Below are 22,075 nucleotides of genomic sequence, written 5' to 3'. Positions count from 1 at the left end.
AATGAAAATGAAAAAAGTAGCAACGATTTTAGCAAACGGTTTTGAAGAAATTGAAGCCTTGACCATTGTCGATGTTTTGAGACGTGCTGGGATCGACTGTGACCTCGTTGGGATGGAAGAAACGGTCACAGGTTCTCACCAGATCACAGTGGAAGTCGACCGTCTCTGGAATGGGGACCTGTCAGATTATGATGGAATCTTCTTACCAGGTGGGATGCCAGGAGCTGCGAATTTGCGGGATAATCCGGAATTGATTGCAGCTCTTCAAGAAGAAAGTAGAAAAGGAAAAATCATTTCTGCGATTTGTGCAGCACCAATTGTCTTGGCACGTGCCGGCCTCTTAAAAGATAAACACTATACCTGTTACGATGGTTTTGAAGAAGAGATTCAAGATGGGCACTATCAGAAAGAAACAGTGGTGAAAGACGGGAATCTCTTGACCAGTCGTGGTCCTTCAACTGCGCTTGCCTTGGCTTATGCCTTGGTAGAGCAATTTGGAGGAGATGCCCAAAGCCTTCGTCAAGGAATGCTCTATCAAGATGTCTTTGGAGATGCTTAAAAGAGCTCTTTTGGACACCATATTTTCTGGTGAAAGTTTACATTCTATGACGGGAAATGACTTCTCTATGATTTAAAATGAAATGACCGTAAAAAATGGCTAAAATCCCCCCTAAATGAGGGTTTTAGCTTATTTTTTTTGTCCATTTGTGGTATAATATTGACTATGAATTATCATGATTTTATATGGGATCTTGGTGGGACGCTATTGGATAATTACGAAACGTCCACAAATGCCTTTGTAGCGACATTGAAGGACTTTCACATCCAAGCCGATCATGATTCTGTTTATGCAGCATTAAAAATCTCAACACAGGATGCAATTCAAACCTTTGCCCCTCATATTTCCAATTTTCGTACGGAATACAAGAAAAAAGAAGCCTTGGGCTTGCAAGAGCCGGTCTTATTTGAGGGAGCAAAAGAGTTACTAGAAGAGATCCAAGCACATGGAGGACGCCATTTTTTGGTATCTCATCGGGATCGCCAAGTTTTGACCCTTATTGAACAGACAGGCATTGCACCCTACTTTACGGAGATTGTAACAGCAGACGAGGGCTTTCCTCGAAAACCAGACCCAGCCTCTATGCTTTTTTTGAAGGAAAAATATGGCATTCAAGACGGTCTGGTCATCGGAGATCGTCCGATCGATATTGAAGCTGGGAAGGCTGCAGGGCTTTCAACCTATTTATTTGACACCATGCCCCACTTACACCAGTTTATATTTGAATAGAAAAGGGAAATTATGACAGAGGATAAACAGCAAGAAAATCAAGCACAAGAATATGATGCCAGTCAGATTCAGGTCTTGGAAGGACTAGAAGCCGTTCGGATGCGTCCGGGGATGTATATTGGATCGACCTCAAAAGAAGGTCTTCATCATCTGGTCTGGGAAATCGTGGATAACTCGATCGACGAAGCCTTAGCTGGTTTTGCTAGCCATATTGAAGTTTTCATTGAAGCAGATAATTCGATCACGGTTGTCGATGATGGTCGTGGAATCCCAGTGGATATCCAAGAAAAGACAGGTCGACCTGCCGTTGAAACTGTCTTTACTGTGCTTCACGCGGGAGGAAAATTTGGCGGAGGCGGCTACAAGGTTTCTGGTGGTCTTCACGGGGTAGGGTCATCCGTCGTCAACGCCCTCTCCACATCCCTCGATGTTCGCGTCTATAAAAATGGCAGTATCCATTACCAAGAGTATCGACGTGGACACGTTGTGGATGATTTGAAAGTCATCGGGGAGACAGATCGGACAGGGACAACCGTCCACTTTATTCCAGACCCAGAAATCTTCACGGAAACCACCGAGTATGATTTTGAAAAATTAAATAAACGGATTCAAGAATTAGCCTTTTTGAATCGTGGTTTGCGTATTTCCCTGACGGATAAGCGCGAAGGCTTAGAGCAGGAAAAGCATTACCACTACGAAGGTGGGATCTCTAGTTACGTCGAATATATCAATGAAAATAAAGATGTCATCTTTGAAACACCCATCTATACAGATGGGGAAATGGATGATATTACCGTTGAAGTGGCGATGCAATATACTACGGGCTACCATGAAACCGTCATGAGTTTTGCTAATAACATCCATACCCATGAAGGTGGTACTCACGAGCAAGGTTTCCGTACAGCTCTCACTCGTGTCATCAATGATTACGCTAAGAAAAATAAACTTTTAAAAGAAAACGAAGACAATTTAACAGGAGAGGATGTTCGGGAAGGTTTAACAGCAGTTATCTCAGTTAAACATCCAAACCCACAGTTTGAAGGACAAACCAAGACAAAGCTTGGAAATTCAGAAGTTGTAAAAATTACCAATCGACTCTTTAGTGATGCCTTTTCTGATTTCCTTTTGGAAAATCCACAAATCGCTAAGAAAATCGTTGAAAAAGGGATTTTAGCAGCGAAAGCTAGGGTAGCAGCTAAGCGGGCACGGGAAGTGACCCGTAAGAAATCGGGACTTGAGATTTCTAACCTGCCTGGTAAATTGGCAGACTGTTCTTCAAACAACCCACAAGAAACAGAACTCTTCATCGTCGAAGGGGATTCGGCTGGAGGATCTGCTAAATCAGGTCGGAATCGTGAATTTCAGGCAATTCTTCCAATCCGTGGTAAAATTTTGAACGTTGAAAAAGCAAGTATGGACAAGATTCTTGCCAATGAAGAGATCCGTAGTTTATTTACTGCTATGGGAACTGGATTTGGTGCTGAATTTGATGTCACAAAAGCGCGTTATCAAAAATTAGTCATCATGACCGATGCCGATGTCGATGGCGCACATATTCGAACTCTTCTGTTGACCTTGATCTATCGCTATATGAAACCAGTCTTGGAAGCGGGATATGTTTATATTGCGCAACCACCAATCTATGGGGTCAAAGTCGGTAGTGAGATCAAAGAATATATCCAACCTGGTGCGAACCAAGAAGCAGAATTAGCTGCAGCTTTGGAACGCTATTCAGAAGGTCGCTCAAAACCAACCATCCAACGCTACAAAGGTCTTGGGGAAATGGATGATCACCAATTATGGGAAACAACTATGAACCCCGAACACCGCTTGATGGCACGGGTATCAGTAGACGATGCTGCGGAAGCAGATAAGATATTTGATATGTTGATGGGGGACCGCGTGGAACCACGTCGGGAATTTATCGAAGAAAACGCTGAATATAGTACACTCGATGTATAAAATTCAACGAACGCTTCCCATTAATGGATATTTTATGGTATAATTACTAGGATTACGTTCAAGTAATACGATGAAGGAGTTTTTATATGTCTAGTGGACTAATTGTTCTCATCTTTATTGTCGCCCTTATCTTGATTGTAGGATATGTGGTTGCAGTCATTTTGAGAAAACGAAACGAGGCCTTACTGGCAGCACTGGAAGAACGAAAAGAAAAGTTATATAACCTTCCGGTCAACGATGAAGTTGAGGCCGTAAAAAACATGCATTTGATTGGTCAAAGTCAAGTTGCATTTCGTGAATGGAATCAAAAATGGGTAGATTTATCCTTAAATTCATTTGCTGATATTGAAAACAATCTGTTTGAGGCGGAAGGCTACAATAATTCTTTCCGTTTCATGAAGGCTAAACAAGCTATTGACAATATCGAAAGTCAGATCCAGTTGATCGACGAAGATATCAAGGCGATTCGCCAAGCCCTTTCAGATCTTGAAGAGCAAGAACAAAAAAATAGCGGACGCGTGGTTCATGCCTTAGATATGTTTGAAGAACTTCAAAAAGAAGTCACTTCAGATCCAGATCGTTATGGCAGTGCGCTTCCTGAAATTGAAAAGCAAATTGGAAATATTCAATCTGAGTTTTCACAATTTGTCACCTTGAATTCTTCAGGTGACCCTGTTGAAGCAGCTGAAATCCTTGATACCGCTGAGAATCATATTGTGGCCTTAAAACAAATTGTTGAGCGAGTGCCAGAAATTGTCACCGATCTTCAGTCAAAACTTCCAGACCAATTAGAGGATTTGGAAAGTGGCTACCGAAAGCTTTTGGAATCTGGCTACCACTTCACTGAAACAGATATTGAATCTCGTTTCCAACAGTTGCATGCTTCCTTGAAGAACAATATGGCAAATGTATCCGCGCTTGAATTGGACAATGCTATTTACGAGAATGAGCAAATTCAAGAGGAAATCGATGCATTGTATCACATCTTTACTCGTGAAATCGAATCACAAAAAGTCGTGAAGAAGTTAGTGAAACAACTGCCTGGCTATTTGAAACACGCAAAAGATAACAATAGCAACCTTGCAGCAGAAGTGGAACGCCTTGGTAAAACATTCGTCTTGAATGAAGCTTTCAGCCAACAGTTAAAAGAGTTGGAAGCTGAGCTATCTTCACAAGAAAATGTGGTAGAAGATGCCTTGAAAGATTCATCTGAAACACAAAAGGCCTATTCTATCGTAGAAGAAGAATTAGAAGCCATCGAGGCTCGCTTGAAAGAAATCGAAGATGAGCAAATCGGCTTGAGTGATTCCCTTTCAAAAGTTGAAAAAGACGATGCCAATGCTCGCCAAAAAGTTAACATCTATGCTAACCGTTTGCATGCCATTAAACGCTATATGGACAAGCGAAACTTGCCAGGAATCCCTCAAGAATTCTTGGAATTATTCTTCACAGCAAGCAACAATACAGAGGCTTTGATGGATGAGTTGGAAGGGGATAAAATCAACATCGAATCAACCAATCGTTTGTTAGATATTTTGACCAATGATATGAATGAATTGGAAGAAGCGACTTATCGAATTGTACAAAATGCTACTTTAACAGAGCAGTTGTTGCAATACTCAAACCGTTACCGTTCATTTGATGATCATGTGCAAGCAGCTTTTGATGAATCCCTTTATATTTTCGAAAGAGAATATGACTATGCAGCTTCCTTTAAGGTCATCTCAGATGCTTTGGAGATGGTAGAAGCTGGAGTGACAGATCGCTTTGTTACTTCGTATGAAAAAACTCGGGAGCAAATTCGCTTCTAATAACAAAAAAACGACTTTTTAGGAGGTCGTTTTTTTTATCTTCAAATGATCATTGAAACTTGAAATTTAAACCCTATTTTTGTATAGTAAGGGAGAAATAAGAAGGGAAAGCGATGAAAGAAGTAACAGGTCTCCTCGTTATGGATGTAGATGGAACTTTGATCCAACAAGAAGGAATTGATTTACTAGCTCAAGAAGCTGGCGTGGGACAAAAAGTAGCAGAGATCACGGCACAAGCAATGAATGGCGAGCTGGATTTTTCAGCATCTTTAGAGGCGCGTGTCGCTTTATTGAAGGGATTAGAGGCCTCTATTTTTCCGAAAATTATAGAGCAGATGGACGTTACACCGGGAGCTAAGATTTTAATCACGGAACTTCATCAAAGAGGTTACAAGGTTGGCCTTGTTTCAGGGGGATTTCATGAAGTCATCGATCCTATCGCGAGGTCTTTAGGAATTGATCTGGTTCGTGCTAATCGTTTGCAGACTTTTGATGGCCGTCTGACAGGGAAAGTGCTCGGAGAGATTGTGACCCCTGAAAGAAAAAAAGACTCTCTCCTGACATGGGCGAGAGAAAATCATATTCCACGAAGTCAGACGATTGCTATGGGAGATGGTGCCAATGATCTTCCCATGATTGAAACAGCCGGAATCGGGATTGCCTTTATGGCAAAGCCGATCGTTGCCGAACGAGCTCCATACCGTATTGAAACGAGGGATCTAAGCCTTGTTCTTGAAATTCTAGACCAGCATAGAAAGGAAACAGCATGCATATCCTACTAGCACCGGATTCATTTAAAGAATCCTTATCCGCCAAACAAGTAGCAGAAGCCTTAAAAAAAGGATTTCAAGAGGCTCTACCAGATGCAACTTTTGACCTCCTTCCCATAGGGGATGGTGGCGAAGGAACCATGGATACACTCGCTGACGTTCTGAATTTAACCAAGAAGCATACTCAGGTAACAGGACCATTTGGGAAGCCTGTTTCAATGGCTTACTACCAAAAAGATGAGATGGCATTTTTTGAGATGGCCTCTCTTGTTGGCTTAGGCTCTATCCCAGCTGAAAAACGCAATCCACTAGAACTAGAGACACGAGGAATTGGTGAACTGATTTTGCAATTGGTTGACCAAGGGGTTAAAACGATCTGTGTGGGGATTGGTGGTTCAGCGACCAATGATGGTGGGATTGGGATGGCAGCCGGACTAGGGGTAGCCTTCTATGATGACCAAGGTCATCTGCTTCGTCCTGTAGGTGCTTCGATCGGTCGTGTTGATAGAATAGATACCAGTGCGGTTCCAAATGCTTTACATGACATCGAGCTCCTGGTCTTAACGGATGTCACCAATCCTCTCTGTGGCAGTCAAGGAGCAACCTATATCTTTAGCGGGCAAAAGGGTTTGAATCCCCTTCTGTTTCCAGCTGTCGACCAGGCTATGCAGGATTTTTACCAGCTAGCAGATGCCCGAATTTTATCCATGGCTGGCGCCGGAGCTGGAGGTGGCATGGCAGCAGGCTTGGTCGCTTTTGCGGGAGGTCAGATTTCCTCAGGAATTGAGAAAAGTTTGGATCTAATCGACTTCGATCGTAAGGCTCAAAAAGCGGATCTGGTCGTCGTGGGAGAAGGTAGGATGGACCTCCAATCTCTGTCTGGAAAAGCTCCTGTCGGGGTAGCCAAAAGAACACCAGAGAAGATCCCAGTGCTTGCTATTTGTGGTAGCTTAGCGGACGATTTGCCAGCATTCCCAAGTCATCATATTGAGGCTGCCTTCTCTATTGTGCCAGGTCCTTGTGAGGTGGCAGATGCACTCACTCATGCTGAAAAAAATCTGATTTCCTGTGCTCGAAATATTGGTAACCTCTTAAAAATGAAAGCAAACTAAAAAACCAATTGAAAAGGAATTTCCTTTTCAATTGGTTCTTTCTTTAGCCAAAGAGGCGTTTCCAAAATGATTTTTTTTCAGGTGCTGTGCTCTCTTCTTTCTTTTCAAACAAATTTGGATACTGGAGGCTGATATCGGTTGGAGAAATTCCAGATGGATGATCAGTATGGATGATGAGACCAAAGGGAGAGTGGCGACAGTCATCTGAAACAATGCTTGCCACAAGACCAAGATCCTTTGTCTTTTTCAAATATTGAAGTTGGCTGCTTTCATCCAAGGCAGGCGAAATCTTGACCAAAACAGGATGAAAGCGATCTGAAATATCAGTGAGGATTGTCGAATACTGCTCCAGGTATATCTTGTCCCTTGCCTCCTCCAAGGTGCATGAAGCAATCACCCGCTCCTCATAAGTCTCCAAAAATCGACGCTGCTCATCCGGATTGAATCGAGTAGGACCAGCAGCTTTTTCTAAAATCGTTTTATTAATATCTGTCATAAGTTTAGTATAGCATAAAGCGTAGCAGAAGAGTAGAAGAATGCTAAAAAATTAAATAAGGAGGAGAAATGGCAGAAAATAAGATAGTGGAACCGTTTTCTTGTTAAAAACTTCTCAATTTTCGTAGATTTCCTTGTTTTTTCTTGAAAAAATAGCCTAATTACGATATGATAGAGGAGTAAAAAATATAACTCAATAAGGAGAGTAAGAAATGTCAATTATTACTGATGTTTACGCTCGCGAAGTCCTAGACTCACGCGGTAACCCAACACTTGAAGTAGAAGTATATACTGAATCAGGTGCTCATGGACGTGGTATGGTTCCATCAGGAGCTTCTACTGGTGAACACGAAGCAGTTGAACTTCGTGACGGTGACAAATCTCGTTACGGTGGTCTTGGAACTCAAAAGGCTGTTGACAACGTAAACAACATTATTGCTGAAGCAATCATCGGCTATGATGTACGTGATCAACAAGCTATCGACCGTGCTATGATCGCTCTTGACGGTACTCCTAACAAAGGTAAATTGGGAGCAAACGCAATCCTTGGTGTGTCTATCGCTGTAGCTCGTGCTGCTGCTGACTACCTTGAAATCCCACTTTACAGCTACCTTGGTGGATTCAACACTAAAGTTCTTCCAACTCCAATGATGAACATCATCAATGGTGGATCTCACTCAGATGCTCCAATCGCTTTCCAAGAATTCATGATCGTACCTGCTGGTGCACCTACATTCAAAGAAGCTCTTCGTTGGGGTGCTGAAATCTTCCACGCACTTAAGAAAATCCTTAAAGGTCGTGGTCTTGAAACAGCCGTTGGTGACGAAGGTGGATTTGCTCCTCGTTTTGACGGAACTGAAGATGGTGTAGAAACTATCATCGCTGCTATCGAAGCTGCTGGTTATGTTCCAGGTAAAGACGTATTTATCGGATTTGACTGTGCATCATCAGAATTCTACGATAAAGAACGCAAAGTTTACGATTACACTAAATTCGAAGGTGAAGGAGCTGCTGTCCGCACTGCTGCTGAACAAATCGACTACCTTGAAGAATTGGTAAACAAATACCCAATCATCACTATCGAAGATGGTATGGACGAAAACGACTGGGACGGTTGGAAAGCTCTTACTGAACGTCTTGGTGGTAAAGTTCAATTGGTTGGTGACGACTTCTTCGTAACAAACACTGACTACCTTTCACGTGGTATCGAAGAAAAATGTGCTAACTCTATCCTTATCAAAGTTAACCAAATTGGTACTCTTACTGAAACATTCGATGCTATCGAAATGGCGAAAGAAGCTGGTTACACTGCCGTTGTATCACACCGTTCAGGTGAAACTGAAGATTCAACAATCGCTGACATCGCAGTTGCAACAAACGCAGGACAAATCAAGACTGGTTCACTTTCACGTACAGACCGTATCGCTAAATACAACCAATTGCTTCGCATCGAAGATCAACTTGGTGAAGTAGCTGAATACCGTGGATTGAAATCATTCTACAACCTTAAGAAATAATCTAGTTTACTAGACTAAAAAGATCCTTGAGTTTTCTCAAGGATCTTTTTTGCGATTGGTATAAACAAAAACTCCTCAACTAAAGCGTTGAGGAGTAGTTCTATTAGAACAAGCCTTTGATTTTGTCCAAGGCACCGCTGACCATTTCATTTCCAGATACAAGCCCTTTAGCTTGTTCAAGGTAGTCACCGAGGTTGTCTTTGTTGTCATCAACAAATTTCTTTGCAGCGTCGAAATCTTTCTTTTCGATCATTTCTTTTACTTGGTTAAATAAGTCCATTGGATTCATGCTTGGATCTCCTAAAATATAAGTTGTGAAGTCAGGCTCACGCCTTTTTCTCATCTATTTAATCATTTTTTTAGAGGTTTGACAACTAAAACGACTTAATGAAAAACCGTACAAACAGCCTCTGGAACATAGAAGTCGTGGGATAGAAGGGTTAATTTTCCGCTAGCAGAATCTCGCTTGAAGACGGTGGCATTAGGTGAATCTTGATGGGCTGCGATCAAATAGTTTTGATCAGGACTAAGCGTGAAATCACGTGGATTGAGCCCTTGAGTTGGAACAATTTCAATGAGTTCTAGGCTACCATCAGCCACAACTTTGAAGACAGCGATGGAATTGTGAGCACGGTTAGATGCATAGAGGAATTTCCCATCAGCTGAGAGTTTGATCGCAGAAGCCCATTTTTGACCATCGTAGTCTGATGGAAGTGTGGAAACAGTTTGGAAGTGTTCGAATTCACCCATACCATCATAAAAGAGTACATCGATCGTAGCATTTAATTCATTGATGAGGTAAGCAGTCTTATAGTGGGGATGAAAGACCAGGTGACGAGGTCCTGCCCCTGGGGCTGTTTGATACTGATTGATCAGGGTTAGGTTTCCTTCCTCACTGACATCATAGACATGCAAACTGTCTGTTCCTAGGTCACACGTGATCAGGTACTGATCTGGTGTAAGGTCTGCATAGTGGGTATGTGGACTTGCTTGATTGGCATGAGGACCACTTCCTTGGTGGGTGTCTTGATCGACAAAGGACAAACGTCCATCTGCCTCTAGCTGATATACGAGAACTTGGCCTTTGTGATAGTTGGCTCCATAGACCAGTTGACGCTTGTCATCGACAGAGACATAGCAGAGTGGTGCTCCCTCTTCAACAACGTGATTGAGCGGCTGAAAATCAGCTGTAAAGCTTGCGATTCCTCCTTTTCCTTCTTCAGCTCCGACACTGTAGAGGTTGCCTTTTTCAGAAAAAGCGATATAGGTTGGATTGGGCTCAGCTGCCACTAGTTCAAGTTGGCTCAATGTCCCTGTTTCAGGGTCAAATTGTGCCTTGTAAATTCCTTTGGATTCTTTTTTGGTATAGGTACCGAAATAAATGGTTTGAGACATAGGTCACCTCGTATGATTTGTTAGGTTTATTATATCAAAGGTCCTATTGGAAGGCAATTGCTAGTTAAAAAGGGGAGGGCCTTTCTTTCTTATTTTGCTAGTTTTTTCGTAACTTCAAGCTCAAAAAATGCTAAAATAGAAACAGATTGAAATGAAAAGGAGTTCTCTGTGGATAATAAAGAAAAACAGTTTAGTTTGTCCTGGTTTTTTAGATGGTTTTTAGACAACAAGGCCATTACCGTATTTTTAGTTACCTTGCTGTTGGGCTTGAACCTTTTGGTTTTGAGTAAAATCACCTTTATTTTTATTCCTATTTTTGAGTTTGCAGGAGCAGTCATGCTGCCTGTCATTATCTCTGGTTTACTCTATTACCTGCTTAACCCTATTGTTGACTTTCTTGAAAGAAAAGGACTCAAGCGGATTTTTGCGATTTCCTTAGTCTTTTTCTTGATTGCAGTGCTTTTAATTTGGGGTCTAGCTGTAGTGATTCCATCCGTCCAACGACAAGTGGTGAGTTTCTTTCATAACCTGCCAACTTATTTGGAAAAGGCCAATGCAACTATCGATGATTTTCTAGATAATCGCGTCTCCTCAGATATCAAACCCCAATTAGATGAGATCACCAAGGAATTGTCTGCAAACATTACTTCTTGGGCGAGTTCGATTTCTGGGCGGGCTGTCAATTGGGTCAGCAACTTGATCGGAGTGGCTTCGCAAGTTATTGTTGCCTTGATCATCATGCCTTTTATTGTCTTTTATCTTCTTCGAGATGGAAAAAATTTAAAGGGCCACATTGTTCGCTTCTTACCGACTAAGATTCGTAAATCGGCTGAACAGGTTCTCTCAGATGTCAATACCCAACTCTCCAACTACGTTCGAGGGCAAATTACGGTAGCCATTGTCGTCGCCATTATGTTCATCATCTTCTTTAAGATCATTGGCTTGCGCTATGCGGTGACGCTTGGGATCTCTGCGGGGATCTTGAATTTGATCCCTTATTTGGGTAGTTTCTTAGCCATGTTACCTGCTTTAGTCTTGGGCTTGGTAGCTGGACCAGAGATGTTTATCAAGGTCTTGATTGTATTTGCAGTGGAGCAGACCATTGAAGGACGTTTTGTATCACCGTTGGTTTTGGGAAGCCAGTTAAATATCCATCCGATTACCATTTTATTTGTGCTCTTGACATCAGGATCTATGTTTGGAATCTGGGGAGTTTTCCTTGGAATTCCAGTCTATGCATCTGCTAAGGTGGTGATCGGAGCTATCTTTGAATGGTATAAGGTCGTCAGTGGCTTGTATGAAGAACACAATGAAGTAGAAGAGGAAATACACAGTGAGTCATAGTCAACAAATGGTAGAAGCTCTCGATCGTCAAGAGCTAGAAGAGGCAGAAGTTCAATTTCAACAGGCTTTGTTAGAAGATAGTGAAGCACAATTATTGGATTTAGGTCAATATCTTGAAAGTATCGGTTTTTACCCTCAGGCAAAAGAGATCTATGAACAGATTGCAGAAACCTACCCAGAAGTGTATCTGAGTTTGGCAACCATCCTTGCAGAGGAAGGCCAAACAGAAGAGGCCTTTGCTTATTTAGAAGAAATTGGACCTGAATCAAACTGGTATGTGGCGAGTCTCTTGGTTAAGGCGGATCTCTATCAGATGGAAGGCTTAGCAGATGTGGCGCGTGAAAAATTAGTTGAAGCTGCTCATTTGTCTGATGATCCCATCATTCAATTAGGGCTAGCTGAAATTGATCTGGAATTGGAACGCTACCAAGAGGCTATCCAAGAGTATGCCCAGTTAGACAATCGGGAGATTTTGGAAGCAACAGGAATTTCCACCTATCAACGGATTGGTTTTGCCTATGCCAATCTTGGTAAGTTTGAAGCAGCTGTTCCCTTCTTAGAGAAAGCTCTGGAGATTGAGTTTGATGACCAGATTGCTTACGAATTAGCGACCTTATTGTCTGACCAAGAAGAATTCCAAAAAGCCCTGATCTACTACAAACAAATTGATACCTTGTCGCCTGATTTTGAGGGATATGAGTACGGTTATGCCTTGGCTTTACAGGCTGAAAATGACCGTGAAAAAGCGCTTGAGATTGCTAAACAAGGGATCCAGAAGAATCCCTTTGATGCCCAATTGAAGCTTCTTGCTTCTCAGCTTTCTTATGAACTTCACCAGCCTGAACAGGCAGAAGCTTATCTATTAGAGGCTAAAGAAGTGGCAGATGATCTCGAAGAGATTGCTCTTCGCCTGACCACCCTTTATTTGGAACAGGAACGCTTTGACCAAGTCTTGGCTTGGCAAAATGAAGAAGTCGAAACAGTTGTCACTCGATGGAACATTGCCCGTGCCTTGTCTGCCTTGGAGAAAACAGAAGAGGCCGTCTCAGCCTACCAAGAGCTCTATGAAGACTTAAAGGACAACCCAGAATTCCTCGAAGCCTATGTTTATTTGTTGCGTAAGGCTGGAGATGTGACGAAGGCGCGTGAAGTGGCTAATCAGTATTTGGCAATCGTACCAGACGATGTGCAGATGCAAACCCTCTATGATAGCCTCTAATCAAAACCATATCGTGAAGATTCGGAATAGTTTGTGGTATACTGGTAGAAGATAGAATGAGGAGAGAAAAACATGGAACCAGTGAAACTTTTTCAATACAATACCTTAGGTGCCCTAATGGCGGGTCTGTACGGGGGTTCATTTACGATTGGAGAACTCTTGGAACACGGAGATCTAGGAGTTGGGACGCTTGATTCTATTGATGGAGAGTTGATCGTATTAGATGGTAAGGCATATCAGGCCAAGGGATCAGGTGATCATCCTGAAATAGTCGAAGTTTCTCTGGATGCCAAGGTTCCTTATGCAGCAGTCGTCCCTCACCAAGCAGAAGTAATTTTCCGCCAACGCTTTGAAATGACGGACGAGGAATTGGAAGCCCGTATTGAATCTTATTACGATGGGGAAAATCTTTTCCGCTCCATTAAGATTCGTGGTGACTTTGCCAAGATGCATGTCCGTATGATTCCAAAATCAACACCAGAGATGAAGTTTGCAGAGGTTGCAACCCATCAGCCAGAGTATACACGAGAAAATGTCACTGGAACCATCGTCGGTTTTTGGACACCAGAAATTTTCCATGGCGTGAGCGTGGCTGGTTATCATTTGCACTTTATTTCAGATGACCACACCTTTGGTGGCCATGTCATGGATTTTGTCATTTCAGAAGGGATTGTAGAGGTGGGAGCCATCGATCAGCTGGATCAACGTTTCCCAGTTCAAGACCGTCAGTACCTCTTTGCCAAATTCAATGTTGATGAGGTCAAAGAAGACATCAATAAAGCAGAATAAAAAGAGGCTGGGACAAAAGTCCTAGCCTCTCAATTATTTTTGGATTGTCGAGCAAGACGCAGTGGTTGAGTGGGCTCTACTACGCTGATTTCATCAGCTTTTACAGCCCTACTCAACAGTGCGGAGGTGGGACGACGAAATCGAATTCTAACGAATTACCGATTTCTGTCCTACTCTCTTTTATTTTTGAAATCAGTCTGTTAATTTCATGGCTTTGATTTTTTCTTCTTCGGGAGTGACCCGCAGAGTCTTTTGGCCAGTGTAGGTGACAAAACCTGGTTTTCCACCAGTTGGTTTATTGAGTTTCTTGGCTTCGATCATATCTACTTGGACCAGGTTTGAGAGACGGGCCTTGGAATAGTAGGCCGCCAACTCTGCAGCATCGGTTTTCACTTCATCCGATGGATTTAGATTTCCTGTAATGACGACGTGGCTTCCCGGGATATCCTTGGCATGGAACCAGAGTTCATCTTTTTTAGCAATTTTAAAGGTCAGTTCATCGTTTTGCAGATTATTGCGACCCACTAAAATGATGGTTTTTCCATCACTCGCCAGGTATTTTTCTGGTTTTTTCCGTTTATGAATTTTTTCACGGTTGCGCCGTTTGATAAAGCCGGTCTGGATTAGCTCTTCTCGAATTTCTGCCACCTCAGCCAGGCTCGCTTGAGAAAGGGCTGTTTCAACCGTTTCAAGATAAGAAATGGTTTCCTTGGTTTCTTGAATGAGGATGGTCAAATGTTTGACGGCTTCTTTTAACTTCTGGTAGCGTTTGAAGTAGCGTTGGGCATTTTGATTGGGGGTCAGGGCTTTGTTGAGTTGGATGGTAATGGGCTCGTTGGTATAGTAATTATCCAAAACAACCTGGTCTTGGTCGTTTGGTACCTGATGGAGGAAGGTTGTCAGCAATTCTCCTTTTTGGCGGAATTCTTCCGCATTGTCGGTCGCCGCTAACTCAGCTTCTTGTTTGGCTAATTTTTTCCGGTTCTTTTCAAGATCGTTTTCGACCTTGCGGATTAATTCACTGGCCTGTTGTTGCACCCGATCGCGCTCAGCCTTGTCTCGATAATAGTCATCCAGCAGATCAGAAAGTGTTTCAAAGGTTTGACTGGTCGCATCCTCAAAGGGGATAGCCGAGAAGGATTTGGTCGTTAGGCGAGGCTCAGTTGAAGATTGGAAAAAGGCACGGAAGGTCTTTAATTTTTCATCCGTCTCAAGTCGCTTGGCCAATTCTTGAGCTGTATCTCGCCCCAAACCTTGGAAACATTTTTGAAGGTTCTTTGGGCTTAATTCTTCCTTGTGAAGAAGGGCAAAAAGAGCTTCATCTCCAATTGTAAAAGGATTGACCGAGTTGGTTTTCGGAGGAGCTACATAGGTTGATCCAGGGAGAATGGTCCGGTAGCTATTTTGTGAGAAGCCGACATGTTTGATAGCTTCGATGATTTTATTGCTGGTGCGGTCCAGGAGAATAATATTACTGTGCTTGCCCATGATTTCGATCATGAGGCTGACAGAAATGGCATCTCCAATTTCGTTTTTATTGGAGACACGGATCTCAAGAATCCGGTCGTTTTCCATTTGCTCAATCCCTTCAATGACAGCGCCTTGAAGATATTTGCGCATAACCATAATAAAGGTATTGGGAAAGGCAGGATTTTCAAAGTTGGTCTGGGTCCGTTGGATCCGTCCGAAGACAGAATGGGCAGAGAGCAAGAGTTTTTGGTTTTTTCGATTGCCTCGGATTTGAAGCACCAATTCTTGCTCGAAGGGTTGGTTAATTTTTTGAATGCGACCACTCAAGAGTTCGGCCTTCAATTCTTGCACCATATGGTGTAAAAAAAATCCATCAAAAGACATGGGATTCCTCATCATTCTAGCGTTTATTCTAGTAAATTATATCAAAATTAGTGCGGAAATCCCAGAAAGAAGCTAGGGGCTGTTCAATAGAAAATGCGAACGTTTTCAAAAAAATGCAGAAAAAGTATTGACATTTTTGAAAGAAAACTTTAAAATGTAAGAAATTAGAAAAGTAGTAAATGAAAGTTTCAAGAGAGCCTACGGTTGCTGAGAGTAGGTAGCGGCAGTTTATGAAATTGGACTAATGATGAGATGAATTTGAAACAATAAAAATTCGGTTGGCACACCTTATCGTGCAACTTGTTGCTAGACAAGACAGAGATATGGGGGAGACTATCCTTTTCCCATAAGTGAGGTGGCACCGCGATGACACGTCCTCACATAGCTTTTGCTATGTGTGGGCGTGTTTTTTGTTTTAGATGAGAAGGGAGAAAAGATATGAAGAAACGATGGCGTCACAGTCTTTAGATGATGGAAAAAAAGAAGAAAATGAAAAATAGAAGAGGTATTAAAAATGAAAAATAAACGGTTAATGGGAATTATTGGTTTGATTGCAGCAGCAGTCATTGGGACAGCGATCTATTCAGCTACAGCAGGCAAAGACAACAAGGCAGCAAACAGCAATGAAAAGGCTAAAGTTGGGGTCTTGCAGTTGGTCAGCCACCCTTCGCTTGACTTGATCTACAAGGGGATTCAAGATGGTTTAGCTGAAGAAGGTTATGACAAGGATAAAGTGGACATTGATTTCCTCAATGCAGAAGGCGACCAAAACAAAGTTGCGACCATGAGTAAACAATTGGTAGACAAGGATAACCAAGTCTTGATTGGGATTGCAACTCCATCTGCTCAAGGTTTGGCTAGTGCAACCAAAGACAAACCCATCGTTATGGGAGCTGTCACTGATCCGGTCGGCGCAAACTTGGTCAAAGATTTGAAAAAACCAGGTGGCAATATCACTGGGGTATCTGACCACAATCCAACTGAGCAACAGTTGAAATTGATCAAAGAGTTGACTCCAAACGTGAAAACAATTGGGATCCTGTACTCAACCAGTGAAGATAACTCAAAATCTCAAGTAGAAGAATTTACAAAATTGGCTGAAAAAGCAGGCTACAAGGTCGTTCCTTATTCTGTTCCTTCTACAAACGAAATTGCTTCCACTGTGTCTGTAATGTCAGGCAAAGTCGATGCCATCTGGGTTCCAATCGACAATACTATCGCATCAGCCTTCTCAACAGTTGTCGAAGCCAACAAAACAGCTAAAAAACCAATCTTCCCAAGTGCGACAGCTATGGTAGAAGCTGGTGGTCTTGGTTCAGTCGTTGTCGACCAACATGATCTTGGAGTAGCAACTGGTAAAATGGCTGCGAAGATTTTGAAAGGTCAAAAACCTGCGGATACACCTGTTGAAATCTTTAGCCAAGGAAAATCTGTCATCAATAAAAAAGTCGCAGATGAATTGGGCATTACTATTCCAGAATCTGTCTTGAAAGATGCTGGACAAGTCATTAAATAAAAAGGAAACGAATCACAAGAATGGCAGGGGAATTTGGCTTTGGCAGGTCTTTAAATCGTGACCATTAAAAATGTCTACCAGTGCTCATGACCAACTATGTTACTCATGGTAGAGGAGAAAGATATGGAAGTTAAGATAACAGATCTTCATCCGACCCAACTATATTTATCAGAAAAGAAGTTACAAGCTATCCAGATGCTGGATCAGTCGGCAGACATCATCAATGTGGATCCAATTAGTGTTCTTGCATTTGGAAATCGCTTCTTGATTACAGACGGGCATCACAGGGCTTATCAGGCTTTATTGGCAGATCGGGATACGATTTCTGCTGAGTTTGATAGAGATGGTGGCGATGAGTTGTATGCTCTCTATGCGCAAGCTTGTGAGGAAAGAAAGATAACCTCTGTTTTGGATTTAAAACATCATATCTTACCTCAAGATGAGTATGAAGCAAAATGGTATAACTGGTGTGATGGTTTTAACCAAGCAGCCACTCTTCTATTGAAAAGGCAAGCAGATGAAATAGACAAGGCAAATAGATAATGCACTGTCTCTTGTTCCTTTTTCTAGTGAATTGGTCTCATCTAACTTGTTTTTTAACTAAAAATCTGATAAACTAAGTAGTAATTGAATAGAAATCTGCAAGACTAGTATCTCAAGGGAAGTGCGACAGGGAGAAGAGCCGTGACTGAAAGCTCTTTGCATGAAAGCTGAGTGAATTCACTTGTGTAAAGGATTTAGAAATTAAGGTCTGGTTTACGGATAAAAAACGGATGGTACCGCGTGTCAACGCTCCGAATGTGGGTGTTGGTGCGTGGTTTTTTCTATGTCTGTAGATGGACCATGATGGAGGAAATATGTCAACGATTGAAGAACAATTAAAAGCGCTTCGTGAAGAAACGCTGGCAGCATTGAAGCAGATCTCTGCTGAAAATGAAAAAGAATTGCAAGAACTACGGGTCTCTGTCCTTGGGAAAAAAGGATCTCTGACTGAGATCCTCAAAGGGATGAAAGATGTCTCTGCTGAGATGCGTCCGGTTATCGGGAAACACGTCAATGAAGCCCGCGATGTGTTGACGGCTGCCTTTGAAGAAATAACCAAACTCTTGGAAGAAAAGAAAGTCCAAGCGAAACTAGCTAGCGAAAGCATCGATGTGACGCTTCCAGGTCGTCCGGTTGCTAGTGGTTACCGTCATATCTTGACTCAAACCAGTGAAGAAATCGAAGATATCTTTATCGGGATGGGCTACCAAGTTGTGGACGGCTTTGAAGTGGAGCAAGACTACTATAACTTTGAACGTATGAATCTGCCTAAAGATCACCCAGCGCGGGATATGCAGGATACCTTCTATATCACAGAAGAAATCTTGCTTCGGACCCATACCTCACCTGTACAGGCGCGGGCGATGGATGCGCATGACTTTAGCAAGGGACCATTGAAGATGATCTCTCCAGGGCGGGTTTTCCGTCGGGATACGGATGATGCGACCCACAGCCACCAATTCCATCAAATCGAAGGCTTGGTCGTTGGGAAAAGCATTTCTATGGCCGATCTTCAAGGAACGCTTCAATTGATCGTGCAAAAGATGTTTGGTGCAGAACGTCAAATCCGTTTGCGTCCTTCTTACTTCCCATTTACTGAGCCATCGGTTGAAGTGGACGTTTCTTGCTTCAAGTGTGGTGGAGCGGGATGTAACGTATGTAAGAAGACAGGTTGGATCGAAATCATGGGAGCTGGTATGGTTCACCCACGCGTCCTTGAGATGAGTGGCATTGATCCAACAATCTATTCAGGATTTGCCTTTGGACTTGGTCAAGAGCGTGTGGCCATGCTTCGTTACGGAATCAATGATATCCGTGGCTTCTATCAAGGAGATGTTCGCTTCTCAGAACAGTTTAAATAATCATGTTAGTTAGAGTAAAAATCGATCAATTAGAGACCTTACGTGACCTAGAAGTGGAAACCTATCGGGATACCTTTGGTCCCTATATTGTTGAGGAAGATTTGGAAGATTACTTCTCTACGGTGCTCTCTTTGGAGCAAATCGAGAAGGATCTGCTAGATCCAGAATCTGAAACCTATTTTGTCCTCAATGAAGATCAAGAAATCTGTGGTTTTCTCAAGATCAACTGGGGGCAAGCGCAGACGGAGCAAGTAGAGATGGACAAGTCCTTTGAGATCCAACGGATCTATGTCAAGAAGCAATGTCATGGAGCTGGTTTCGGCAAGGAAATGTTTACCTTTGCGCTGGATCAAGCCAAGAGCCGTGGCTTTGAGTGGGCCTGGTTAGGTGTATGGGAACGCAATTTTAAGGCGCAAAATTTTTACTACCGCTTTGGATTTGAACGATTTAGTGAACACCAGTATATCACCGGAGATACCGTAGATACAGACTGGTTGTTGCGCAAGCATTTGAAGGAGAATCCGTAAGCTTAATTGTGGGTTCAAATTGAGAGAAAGGAATTGAGAAGATCTCACCTAGTGGGATCTTATGATCGGAATTATGTTAGTATCATATAAATGGTTAAAACAATTGGTGGACATTGATGTGCCATCAGAAGAGTTGGCTGAAAAAATGTCAACCACAGGGATCGAAGTAGAAGGTGTGGAATCACCTGCTGCTGGTCTCTCAAAAATTGTCGTCGGAGAAGTTTTGTCTTGTGAAGATGTACCAGAGACACACCTTCATGTCTGCCAAGTTAATGTGGGTGAAGAAGAAGCGCGTCAAATCGTCTGTGGAGCACCAAATGTGCGTGCAGGCATCAAGGTTATGGTGGCTCTTCCAGGTGCTCGCATCGCAGATAACTACAAGATTAAAAAAGGGAAAATCCGTGGTTTGGAATCCCTTGGGATGATCTGTTCACTTGGTGAGTTGGGTATTTCTGACTCCGTTGTACCGAAAGAATTTGCAGATGGCATCCAAATCTTGCCAGAAGATGCTGTTCCAGGAGAAGAAGTCTTCTCTTACCTAGACTTGGATGATGAAATCATCGAGCTTTCTATCACTCCAAACCGTGCAGATGCCCTTTCGATGCGTGGGGTAGCACATGAAGTAGCAGCCATCTATGACAAGGCTGTGAACTTCAAAGACTTTACCTTGACCGAAACAGACCAAGTTGCAGCGGATGCTCTTTCTATCAGCATTGATACAGACAAGGCTCCTTACTATGCAGCTCGTATCTTGGACAATGTAACCATCGCACCAAGTCCACAATGGTTGCAAAACCTCCTCATGAATGAAGGTATCCGTCCCATCAATAATGTGGTCGACGTGACCAACTATATCCTGCTTTACTTTGGTCAGCCTATGCATGCCTTTGACTTGGATACCTTTGAAGGAACTGACATCCGTGTGCGTGAAGCGCGTGCAGGTGAGAAATTGGTGACCTTGGACGGGGAAGAGCGTGAGTTGGAAACAAGTGACCTCGTGATTACGGTTGCTGATAAACCTGTTGCCCTTGCAGGTGTCATGGGGGGAGAGGCTACAGAAATCTCTGAAAAGTCTAGTCGTGTCGTCCTTGAAGCAGCTGTCTTCAATGGCAAATCGATCCGTAAGACAAGCGGTCGCCTCAACCTTCGTTCTGAATCATCTTCTCGCTTTGAAAAAGGGATCAACGTGGCAACCGTTAATGAAGCCCTTGATGCGGCAGCAAGCATGATTGCAGAGCTTGCTGGTGCGACCGTGCGTAAGGGCATTGTTTCAGCAGGTCAGTTGGATACTTCAGATGTGGAAGTTTCTTCCACTCTTGCAGACGTGAACCGTGTCCTTGGAACAGAGCTTTCCTACGCGGATGTCGAAGATGTCTTCCGTCGCCTTGGATTTGGTCTTTCTGGAAATGCTGACAGCTTCACAGTAAGCGTTCCACGTCGCCGTTGGGACATCACCATCGAAGCGGACCTCTTTGAAGAAATTGCTCGGATTTACGGTTATGACAAATTACCAGCAACCCTTCCAAAAGATGACGGGACAGCAGGTGAATTGACAGCGACTCAAAAATTGCGTCGTCAAGTTCGGACCATTGCTGAAGGAGCAGGCTTGACTGAAATCATCACTTATGCCTTGACAACTCCTGAAAAAGCCGTGGAATTCACAACTGCGCCAAGTAACTTAACAGAGCTCATGTGGCCAATGACTGTGGATCGTTCAGTCCTCCGTCAAAATATGATCTCAGGAATCTTGGATACCGTAGCTTACAACGTCGCTCGTAAGAACAAAGATTTGGCCCTCTACGAGATCGGAAAAGTCTTTGAACAGACAGGAAATCCAAAAGAAGACTTACCAAACGAAATCAACAGCTTTGCCTTTGCTTTAACTGGTCTAGTCGCTGAAAAAGACTTCCAAACTGCAGCTGTTCCAGTTGACTTCTTCTATGCCAAGGGAATTTTGGAAGCCCTCTTTGCTCGCTTGGGTCTTGATGTGACTTATACAGCAACTTCTGAAATCAAGAGTCTCCACCCAGGGCGTACAGCCTTGCTCTCACTTGGTGACCAAGTGATTGGGGTCTTGGGACAAGTCCACCCTGTAACAGCTAAGGCTTATGATATCCCAGAAACCTATGTGGCAGAATTGAACTTATCTGCTATTGAAGCAGCTCTTCAACCAGCCGCAGCCTTTGTGGAAATCACTAAATTCCCAGCCGTGAGCCGTGATATCGCCCTTCTTCTCAAAGCAGAAGTGACCCACCAAGAAGTGGTTGATGCGATTCAAGCTGCTGGCGTAAAACGTTTGACAGACATCAAACTCTTTGACGTCTTCTCCGGTGAAAAACTAGGACTTGGCATGAAGTCTATGGCCTACAGTTTGACCTTCCAAAATCCAGAAGATAGTTTGACGGATGAAGAAGTCGCTCGCTACATGGAAAAAATCCAAGCGTCACTTGAAGAAAAAGTCAATGCAGAAGTGCGTTAAGATTTAGTTCAAAACATCTTAGAAACTTTCCTTAGGTGAGTACGGACGTCAGCGAACTTCGAAGAAGTTCCATGACTTAGTTTTGGACCTAAG

At 42.9% G+C, this 22,075-nt stretch carries 19 protein-coding genes and 1 other annotated feature; of the genes, 15 read left to right on the top strand and 4 right to left on the bottom strand.

Annotation, left to right across the window (positions count from 1 at the left end):
- The first annotated feature begins 7 nt into the window (after positions 1-7).
- From H7T92_RS00095 to H7T92_RS00070, 6 genes are all read left to right on the top strand, one after another.
- Complete coding sequence (locus H7T92_RS00095; RefSeq protein WP_049486074.1) at positions 8-559, top strand: DJ-1 family glyoxalase III; 552 nt, start codon at positions 8-10, stop codon at positions 557-559.
- 165 nt (positions 560-724) lie between these two features.
- Entirely contained in the window at positions 725-1,288 is a 564-nt protein-coding gene (locus H7T92_RS00090; protein WP_134974090.1) for an HAD-IA family hydrolase, read from the top strand.
- A 12-nt stretch (positions 1,289-1,300) separates the two neighbouring features.
- Positions 1,301-3,250 (top strand): DNA topoisomerase (ATP-hydrolyzing) subunit B, encoded by a 1,950-nt coding sequence (gene gyrB, locus H7T92_RS00085; RefSeq protein ID WP_049491085.1) that lies wholly within the window; start codon positions 1,301-1,303, stop codon positions 3,248-3,250.
- Positions 3,251-3,336: 86 nt separating this feature from the next.
- Entirely contained in the window at positions 3,337-5,061 is a 1,725-nt protein-coding gene (gene ezrA, locus H7T92_RS00080; protein ID WP_155199801.1) for a septation ring formation regulator EzrA, read from the top strand.
- A 113-nt stretch (positions 5,062-5,174) separates the two neighbouring features.
- Positions 5,175-5,843 (top strand): phosphoserine phosphatase SerB, encoded by a 669-nt coding sequence (gene serB, locus H7T92_RS00075; protein ID WP_155199800.1) that lies wholly within the window; start codon positions 5,175-5,177, stop codon positions 5,841-5,843.
- Positions 5,828-6,943 (top strand): glycerate kinase, encoded by a 1,116-nt coding sequence (locus tag H7T92_RS00070; RefSeq protein WP_155199799.1) that lies wholly within the window; start codon positions 5,828-5,830, stop codon positions 6,941-6,943. Before serB ends, H7T92_RS00070 begins: the two co-directional genes overlap by 16 nt.
- Positions 6,944-6,986: 43 nt before the next feature.
- Here the strand turns inward: H7T92_RS00070 and H7T92_RS00065 are convergent, their stop codons facing one another.
- A complete protein-coding gene (locus H7T92_RS00065; protein WP_155199798.1) occupies positions 6,987-7,439 on the bottom strand; it encodes a DUF1694 domain-containing protein in 453 nt (150 codons plus the stop codon).
- Positions 7,440-7,650: 211 nt separating this feature from the next.
- Here H7T92_RS00065 and eno point away from each other — a divergent pair, with 211 nt between their 5' ends.
- Entirely contained in the window at positions 7,651-8,955 is a 1,305-nt protein-coding gene (gene eno, locus H7T92_RS00060) for a surface-displayed alpha-enolase (protein ID WP_021153554.1), read from the top strand.
- Positions 8,956-9,058: 103 nt separating this feature from the next.
- Here eno and H7T92_RS00055 read toward each other — a convergent pair whose 3' ends face one another.
- Entirely contained in the window at positions 9,059-9,244 is a 186-nt protein-coding gene (locus tag H7T92_RS00055) for a hypothetical protein (protein WP_009731358.1), read from the bottom strand.
- A gap of 95 nt (positions 9,245-9,339) precedes the next feature.
- Complete coding sequence (locus H7T92_RS00050) at positions 9,340-10,350, bottom strand: lactonase family protein (protein ID WP_155199797.1); 1,011 nt, start codon at positions 10,348-10,350, stop codon at positions 9,340-9,342.
- A gap of 168 nt (positions 10,351-10,518) precedes the next feature.
- On the opposite strand from H7T92_RS00050, the gene H7T92_RS00045 reads away from it, so the two are divergent.
- The 3 genes from H7T92_RS00045 (at position 10,519) to budA (ending at position 13,702) form a co-directional block, all read left to right on the top strand.
- Positions 10,519-11,694: an AI-2E family transporter gene (locus H7T92_RS00045; protein ID WP_201036675.1), complete on the top strand. Its 1,176-nt coding sequence runs from the start codon at positions 10,519-10,521 to the stop codon at positions 11,692-11,694.
- On the top strand, positions 11,684-12,913 hold the full coding sequence (locus H7T92_RS00040; RefSeq protein WP_201036674.1) for a tetratricopeptide repeat protein: 1,230 nt from the start codon (positions 11,684-11,686) through the stop codon (positions 12,911-12,913). Before H7T92_RS00045 ends, H7T92_RS00040 begins: the two co-directional genes overlap by 11 nt.
- A gap of 72 nt (positions 12,914-12,985) precedes the next feature.
- Positions 12,986-13,702 (top strand): acetolactate decarboxylase, encoded by a 717-nt coding sequence (gene budA, locus H7T92_RS00035; protein ID WP_150906356.1) that lies wholly within the window; start codon positions 12,986-12,988, stop codon positions 13,700-13,702.
- Positions 13,703-13,894: 192 nt separating this feature from the next.
- Here budA and H7T92_RS00030 read toward each other — a convergent pair whose 3' ends face one another.
- Entirely contained in the window at positions 13,895-15,556 is a 1,662-nt protein-coding gene (locus H7T92_RS00030) for an Rqc2 family fibronectin-binding protein (protein ID WP_201036673.1), read from the bottom strand.
- Between the two features lie 150 nt (positions 15,557-15,706).
- Positions 15,707-15,938, top strand: a binding site (T-box leader).
- Between the two features lie 132 nt (positions 15,939-16,070).
- On the opposite strand from H7T92_RS00030, the gene trpX reads away from it, so the two are divergent.
- The 5 genes from trpX (at position 16,071) to pheT (ending at position 21,982) form a co-directional block, all read left to right on the top strand.
- Positions 16,071-17,072 carry a tryptophan ABC transporter substrate-binding protein gene (trpX, locus tag H7T92_RS00025; RefSeq protein ID WP_049491067.1) on the top strand — a complete coding sequence of 334 codons (1,002 nt, stop codon included), beginning with the start codon at positions 16,071-16,073 and terminating at the stop codon, positions 17,070-17,072.
- Between the two features lie 123 nt (positions 17,073-17,195).
- The gene (locus H7T92_RS00020) at positions 17,196-17,615 is read left to right on the top strand and encodes a ParB-like protein (protein ID WP_201036672.1); all 420 of its coding nucleotides are present in this window, start codon (positions 17,196-17,198) and stop codon (positions 17,613-17,615) included.
- A 314-nt stretch (positions 17,616-17,929) separates the two neighbouring features.
- Complete coding sequence (gene pheS, locus H7T92_RS00015) at positions 17,930-18,976, top strand: phenylalanine--tRNA ligase subunit alpha (RefSeq protein WP_049491065.1); 1,047 nt, start codon at positions 17,930-17,932, stop codon at positions 18,974-18,976.
- Positions 18,977-18,978: 2 nt separating this feature from the next.
- Positions 18,979-19,503 carry a GNAT family N-acetyltransferase gene (locus H7T92_RS00010; RefSeq protein WP_049491064.1) on the top strand — a complete coding sequence of 175 codons (525 nt, stop codon included), beginning with the start codon at positions 18,979-18,981 and terminating at the stop codon, positions 19,501-19,503.
- A gap of 73 nt (positions 19,504-19,576) precedes the next feature.
- Complete coding sequence (gene pheT, locus H7T92_RS00005) at positions 19,577-21,982, top strand: phenylalanine--tRNA ligase subunit beta (RefSeq protein ID WP_201036795.1); 2,406 nt, start codon at positions 19,577-19,579, stop codon at positions 21,980-21,982.
- The last annotated feature ends 93 nt before the right edge of the window (positions 21,983-22,075 follow it).

It is taken from the genome of Streptococcus parasanguinis, from assembly GCF_016648855.1.
Classification (GTDB): domain Bacteria; phylum Bacillota; class Bacilli; order Lactobacillales; family Streptococcaceae; genus Streptococcus; species Streptococcus parasanguinis_L.
This window is presented reverse-complemented; position numbering and strand designations above follow the sequence as displayed.